This window comes from Flavobacterium enshiense (genome assembly GCF_040750275.1).
Lineage (GTDB): Bacteria > Bacteroidota > Bacteroidia > Flavobacteriales > Flavobacteriaceae > Flavobacterium > Flavobacterium enshiense_B.
Genome location: NZ_JBDOCV010000028.1, coordinates 1 through 5,566, shown reverse-complemented (window position 1 = coordinate 5,566; position 5,566 = coordinate 1). Strand labels below are relative to the sequence as shown.

Annotated in this window: 8 protein-coding genes; all 8 read left to right on the top strand. The window is 28.2% G+C overall.

What is annotated here, in order from left to right; all coding sequences use genetic code 11:
- Positions 1 to 61: 61 nt before the first annotated feature.
- A complete protein-coding gene (locus ABGT15_RS14655; RefSeq protein ID WP_367232209.1) occupies positions 62 to 382 on the top strand; it encodes a DUF7677 family protein in 321 nt (106 codons plus the stop codon).
- The gene (locus ABGT15_RS14650) at positions 369 to 1,019 is read left to right on the top strand and encodes a hypothetical protein (protein ID WP_367232208.1); all 651 of its coding nucleotides are present in this window, start codon (positions 369 to 371) and stop codon (positions 1,017 to 1,019) included. The genes ABGT15_RS14655 and ABGT15_RS14650 overlap by 14 nt, the downstream gene beginning before the upstream one ends.
- A gap of 234 nt (positions 1,020 to 1,253) precedes the next feature.
- On the top strand, positions 1,254 to 1,880 hold the full coding sequence (locus ABGT15_RS14645) for a hypothetical protein (RefSeq protein ID WP_367232207.1): 627 nt from the start codon (positions 1,254 to 1,256) through the stop codon (positions 1,878 to 1,880).
- Between the two features lie 222 nt (positions 1,881 to 2,102).
- Positions 2,103 to 2,426 (top strand): hypothetical protein, encoded by a 324-nt coding sequence (locus ABGT15_RS14640; protein ID WP_367232206.1) that lies wholly within the window; start codon positions 2,103 to 2,105, stop codon positions 2,424 to 2,426.
- Positions 2,427 to 2,431: 5 nt separating this feature from the next.
- Positions 2,432 to 2,752, top strand: coding sequence for a DUF7677 family protein (locus ABGT15_RS14635; RefSeq protein ID WP_367232205.1), 321 nt, complete (start codon positions 2,432 to 2,434; stop codon positions 2,750 to 2,752).
- 204 nt (positions 2,753 to 2,956) lie between these two features.
- Entirely contained in the window at positions 2,957 to 3,313 is a 357-nt protein-coding gene (locus tag ABGT15_RS14630) for a hypothetical protein (RefSeq protein ID WP_367232204.1), read from the top strand.
- A 259-nt stretch (positions 3,314 to 3,572) separates the two neighbouring features.
- Positions 3,573 to 4,730: a TlpA family protein disulfide reductase gene (locus ABGT15_RS14625; protein WP_367232203.1), complete on the top strand. Its 1,158-nt coding sequence runs from the start codon at positions 3,573 to 3,575 to the stop codon at positions 4,728 to 4,730.
- A gap of 269 nt (positions 4,731 to 4,999) precedes the next feature.
- Positions 5,000 to 5,320 carry a hypothetical protein gene (locus ABGT15_RS14620; RefSeq protein ID WP_367232202.1) on the top strand — a complete coding sequence of 107 codons (321 nt, stop codon included), beginning with the start codon at positions 5,000 to 5,002 and terminating at the stop codon, positions 5,318 to 5,320.
- The last annotated feature ends 246 nt before the right edge of the window (positions 5,321 to 5,566 follow it).

Genomic DNA, 5,566 nt, shown 5'->3' with positions numbered 1-5,566 from the left:
GCCGGCGGGACGTTAGCAGTAATTTTAAAAAACTTTACTTCAAAAAAATAAAATTATTAATATGAAACTAAGTAATTCATTTATTGGAGCTTTGAGGGCATTTGCTTATTCAATGGCTAGTGGTAATCAATATACTCTAAAAGGTATAGATTATTTATCACTGTATGGGGAAGAACCGAGCGCAATAGAGCGAGTATTTGCAATTTATGCTAATGTTATAGAACTAGACAATAATGGACAAGTTTTGAATGCAAAATATGCCGAAAAAAGAGCTACAGATTATCTTAGACAATACTGTGATTCAACTTATATTGTTAAACCACCATATGAAGATTGGGAAATTGAATTACACGAGCCACCATCATTAAATGATTTTAATTAAAATGCATAAAGTATATCATTATTTAATTTATATTTTGATAAGTATTTGCTTAAATTCATGTAGGTCAAAAAACCCTATAATTTATACAACCAATTCAAGTAAAATACTTTATAAAAGTTCTTTAAACAAAATAAAATTCCATTTAAAGAATAATAAAGAATTTGATATATCTATTACTAATGGTAAAATCGATAAGATTAGTGATGATACTTATTCTATCCTAATAGATTCTTCTTACACAACAACTTTAATATTAAAACAAGAAAATAAAATCCAAAAAAATGAATTCCGAGTATACAATATGCCTGAGCCAGAACTAAGATTTTGGACAAAAGGAAAAGGTGATATTAACAATATGAGTTTTGAAGAATTTAGAACTTTAACTGGAGTAGCTGCTGTTTTAAAAAATTTTCAAAATGATTGCATATTTAAGATAATAAGTCTGGATATAATCAAAATAGACAGAAATGGAGTCGAAAACAAAATAGAACTATTGAATCCTAAAAATAACGATTTTCATCGTATAGCGCTACAATCAAATAAAGGAAATATTTTCATATTTAGAAATATCAAAATTGAAATTCAAGATACAAGAAGAATAATAAATGGAAAAGAAATAACCGTTTATCTAAAATAAAAACTACTGCTAACAGCGGTTTTGTGAAATGGCGGGGTCAGTGTGTAATTGGAGGATTTAGTGCTTGCACTTCTCTCCTATTTTTCAACTTTCTTCTTTCAGAATTTTCGGTATATTTGTCAACATCAGTAACATAAATCCGCCACTTCACAAAGCCGGCGGGACGTTGTAGGCAATTTTACCAAACGTGACGTCCTAAAATAGGTTGACTAAAAATTTCGTAAATAAAATACTATGAAAAATAATATTCGACTCAAAAGTTTAATTAGTATTAGTTTACTTATTTTTGTTTTGCCTTTTTTGCAAACTTGTTCAGATAAAACATTAAAAAGTTCACCAGCATACGCAGGAGAATTTACTGGATTTGTTCAAGATTCAGTAAATTTCAAAATAGTTTATAATAAGGAAACTAATTCAAATGATACTTTACGAAATTTAATTGCTGTAAGTAAATCTGAGAAAGAAAAAATAATAAAAAAGGAAAAAGCAGATAAAGAAATTTGGCTAAAAAAAGCTAAAAAAGAAAATACTCTTAATGCATATCGTTTAGGATTTCTAAATTACTCTGAATTTGAATTCAGATATTTAAAAGACAAAACATTTTATATATTTTTAAATTTCACATTCATAATATTGTTGACACTCATAATGCTGATAATATCATTTAAAAAGATGTACAAACAAATTATGATAATTAGTTCAATAAGTATATCGCTTCTCTTTATCGCCACTATTTCACTATATTTTATGGGTGCTATCGAAGATTTAAATCAAATAAAATATGGTTATTATTTGTTTGTGGTAAATTCAATATTAATAATTCTTGAAAGTAGAAAAGAAATAAATAAACATACTGAATAAAAAAACTGCCTACAACAGCGGTTTTGTGCAAGCGAGGTTTTGGGATTTATTGGTAAAGGCTTGGTGTTTGCATTTTCTTCTTTCTTTTGGGCTTTTTCCTTTATAACTTTTCGGTATATTTGTAAACATCAGTAATAAAAATCCTCGCCAGCACAAAGCCGGCGGGACGTTGGCAGTAATGTTATCTGAAAAAAATCTGAAAATAACTGAAACCTGAATTCTATGTTTGAAAAGAATGAAAATGAAGAGAATATAAGACGAAAAAAAGATAAAAAATTATCCAAACATTTTGACATTCTAATAAATGATCGAAAGTATAAAATTGTAAAATTTCTGTTTAAAGAAAATAAAACTATAGAAAGAGAAGGAAAAACAATTCAACTAATTTCTAAACTTGATATACAAATTTCTGAAAGAAAAAATGTAAGAATAGAAATAAAGCAAAACGGTAAAACATACAAAATACTTGGAGATTGGTCTGTTGCTTGGTGGGGAATTGGACAAAATTATGTAGAATATTGGATAAACGAAATGGAAGAAAATTAAACAATATGAAATTAAGTAATTCATTTAGTGGAGCATTAAGAACATTTGCATTTTTTATGGCAAGTGGTACTCAAAACACACTAAAAGGAATCGATTATCTTTCACTTTATGGAGAAGAACCAAGTGTAATCGAAAAAGCATTTGCAATTTATGCAAACGTAATTGAGTTAGATGAAAATGGAAAAGTATTAAACGCAAAATACGCAGAAAAAAGAGCAACTGACTACATTAGACAATATTGCGACTCAAATTTCAAAGTAGAACCTGAATATGAGGATTGGGAAACTGATTTACACGAACCGCCACCAATTAATGACTTAATATAAAAACACTACTGCCAACAGCGGTTTTGCGAAATTTGGGAGTGAGTGAATGTCAGGAAAAGTCAGTGTTTGTACTTTCTGTATTAAATTGAGCTTTTTTCTTTCAACTTTTCGGTATATTTGTTGGCAACAGTAACAAAAATACCCAAACTTCGCAAAGCCGGCGGGACGTTAGCAGTAATATTGCCAAAACAGAAACTTTAGAATATGATATCAGAAATTTTAGAAATTTTAGGATTGGTAGCTAGTTTGCCAGATAAAAATGAAAAAACTAAAAATTCTAAAGTAGAATTCATTATAGGTACTTCATCTGTGTTGTCAATCATTTCCTTAATTTTTATTATTCCTGAGTTTAAAGAAATTCTAAAATTAGAAAACTCATCAATTCTCATTGTTTTAAGTTTTGTTGTTTCAATTTTATTGTCAATTCTCTTAGCATATATTTTAAAGAAACTAAATCTTTTACCTGATTTAATATTTTCAACATTTTTAACTCTAATTATTTCAATTACTTTACTTTTTACTTTGTCAATTTTTTACTTGATAAATTATTTTCATAGATAATTATAAAAAAATACTACTGCTAACAGCGGTTTCATGAAATGGCTAAGTTTAGTTTTAATCGGTAAAGGTCTGTGAATATTTTTCTTTCTCCGAAATAAGTATTTTCTCTCTAACTTTTCGGTATATTTGTAAACATCAGTAATAAAATTCCGCCACTTCATGAAGCCGGCGGGACGTTAGCTACAACTTTAACAAAAACAACGGTTAAATTATTAATACCAAATAGTTTAAAACTCCTTGGTTATCAACTTTTACAATTATGAAACTAGAAGCTAAAACCATTATAATTTTTTTGTTTTGTCATTTATTGACTGCTCAAAACAAATTTACAATTTCAGGATCTATTTCTTCACAATATAAAGATGCTGATATTGTACTTTCCATAAAAAATTCCGGATTTATCCCTATAAAAACAAAAGAGAAAAAGGGGCAATTTTATTTTACAGGTGAAATTAAGTATGATTATGAACAAGCTTTTTTATCTGTAAATAGAGAAAATGTAAACCTTGGAATAACTAGTTTTTTTATTGGAGGAGGGAATATTAAAATTGATATTCAAGAAATTAATAAGGTCGACTCATTAAATAACATACATTTTTCCAATGTGCCTTTTGTTAAAGAGAAAAAGATATATGAAGAAATGACAACCTCATACAAAGATAGTAGTAAATTAGCTTTTGATATTTACAGCAATTTAAAACGTGACAAATTTAAAAGGTATGATAAAGATTCTTTATGGTCAATTGTTTCAAATTCGAGAAAAAAACTTTTAGCACAAAAAGTAAAATTTATGGAATTATTTCCTAGGGAATATATTTCATTATATTATTTTGACTCAGAGATAATTAATTCCTATCATCCAATTACTGTTAACGAACTTAACGCAATTTATACTAAATTTAGTACTAATTTAAAAGAGTCTGAATTAGGGAAATCGATTGGAGCATATATAAAGAAAAAACAATCTCTTACTGTTGGAAATACTTTACCTAATTTCTCCTTTAAATCCAATAAAGGAGAAAATTTTGATTTGTCATCATTTCATAATAATAAAAAACTCGTACTTCTTTGTTTTTGGGGGAGTAGCTGTGCTCCATGCATAAAAAAAATTCCAACGTTAAAAACGCTTAATGAAAAATATGAAACTAAAGACTTACAATTAATATCTATTTCATTAGATAGTCAGGCAGATTCGTGGTTTAGGTCTTTGAAAAAGTATGAAATGCCTTGGTTGCAAACTTGTGATATTCACGATTACAATCAAGGAAGAAGTATAGGGAAGATTTTAGATGTAAACAATATGCCTCAATATTTTTTAATTGATAACACGGGTAAACTTGTTTATCATAATGAGCAATCGAATGATGATGAAAATTTTACAGTTTTATTGAAAATCTTAGAAAGTCAATTACAATAAACACTCATTAAGATAAGAACGTATGACAATTTGATTCGAAAATCTATAATTTTCCAAAATTTTTATGGTAGAAAAGCTGTAGCTAACAGTGGTTTTGCGAAATTCGGGGCTTGAGTGTGTGTTTGGAAAAGTTAGTGTTTGTACTTTCTGTATTAAATTGAGCTTTTTTCTTTCAACTTTTCGGTATATTTGTAAGCAATAGTAATAAAATCCCCAAACTTCGCAAAGCCACGGGACGTTAACTGCAATATTGAAAAAACGAAACGCAAATGAACAATCCTCAACTAAGTAATTTAAAGTTAGTATTATCTGGACTTTTGATTGTTAATATTCCGGTAATGATTATAATTTTTTCTTCAATGTACTTTCTATCAGAAATTACTAAATTAAACTTCACAGAGCGTGTAATTCTTGGTTGCTCAACTGGATGGATATTTTGGGAATTTGCATCTAGATACTGGATTAAATGGTCTCTTTTACGTGGCGTTGAAAAAGAACGATTACTAAAAATTGGAGTATCTAGTCTTGTACTTTGGAAAAGTGATATAAAAAAAATAGAAAAAATAGATTCTAAACTTAATGGTAAATAAATACAGCAGTTAACAGCGGTTTCATGAAATGGCTAAATTCAGTTTTAATCTGTAAAGGTCTGTGAATATTTTTCTTTCTCCGAAATAAGTATTTTCTCTCTAACTTTTCGGTATATTTGTAAAGATCAGTAATAAAACTCCGCCACTTCATGAAGCCGGCGGGACGTTAGCTGCAAGTTTACCAAACGATACGAAAAAAACAGCCATGAATTCAGAAATAAAAAACAATTGGATTGCTATAGATAA

What these genes read in the sequence shown, in the direction of transcription:
- ABGT15_RS14655 (WP_367232209.1), top strand. Translation starts at nt 62, where the DNA reads ATGAAACTAAGTAATTCATTTATTGGAGCTTTGAGGGCATTTGCTTAT.
- ABGT15_RS14650 (WP_367232208.1), top strand. Translation starts at nt 369, where the DNA reads ATGATTTTAATTAAAATGCATAAAGTATATCATTATTTAATTTATATT.
- ABGT15_RS14645 (WP_367232207.1), top strand. Translation starts at nt 1,254, where the DNA reads ATGAAAAATAATATTCGACTCAAAAGTTTAATTAGTATTAGTTTACTT.
- ABGT15_RS14640 (WP_367232206.1), top strand. Translation starts at nt 2,103, where the DNA reads ATGTTTGAAAAGAATGAAAATGAAGAGAATATAAGACGAAAAAAAGAT.
- ABGT15_RS14635 (WP_367232205.1), top strand. Translation starts at nt 2,432, where the DNA reads ATGAAATTAAGTAATTCATTTAGTGGAGCATTAAGAACATTTGCATTT.
- ABGT15_RS14630 (WP_367232204.1), top strand. Translation starts at nt 2,957, where the DNA reads ATGATATCAGAAATTTTAGAAATTTTAGGATTGGTAGCTAGTTTGCCA.
- ABGT15_RS14625 (WP_367232203.1), top strand. Translation starts at nt 3,573, where the DNA reads ATGAAACTAGAAGCTAAAACCATTATAATTTTTTTGTTTTGTCATTTA.
- ABGT15_RS14620 (WP_367232202.1), top strand. Translation starts at nt 5,000, where the DNA reads ATGAACAATCCTCAACTAAGTAATTTAAAGTTAGTATTATCTGGACTT.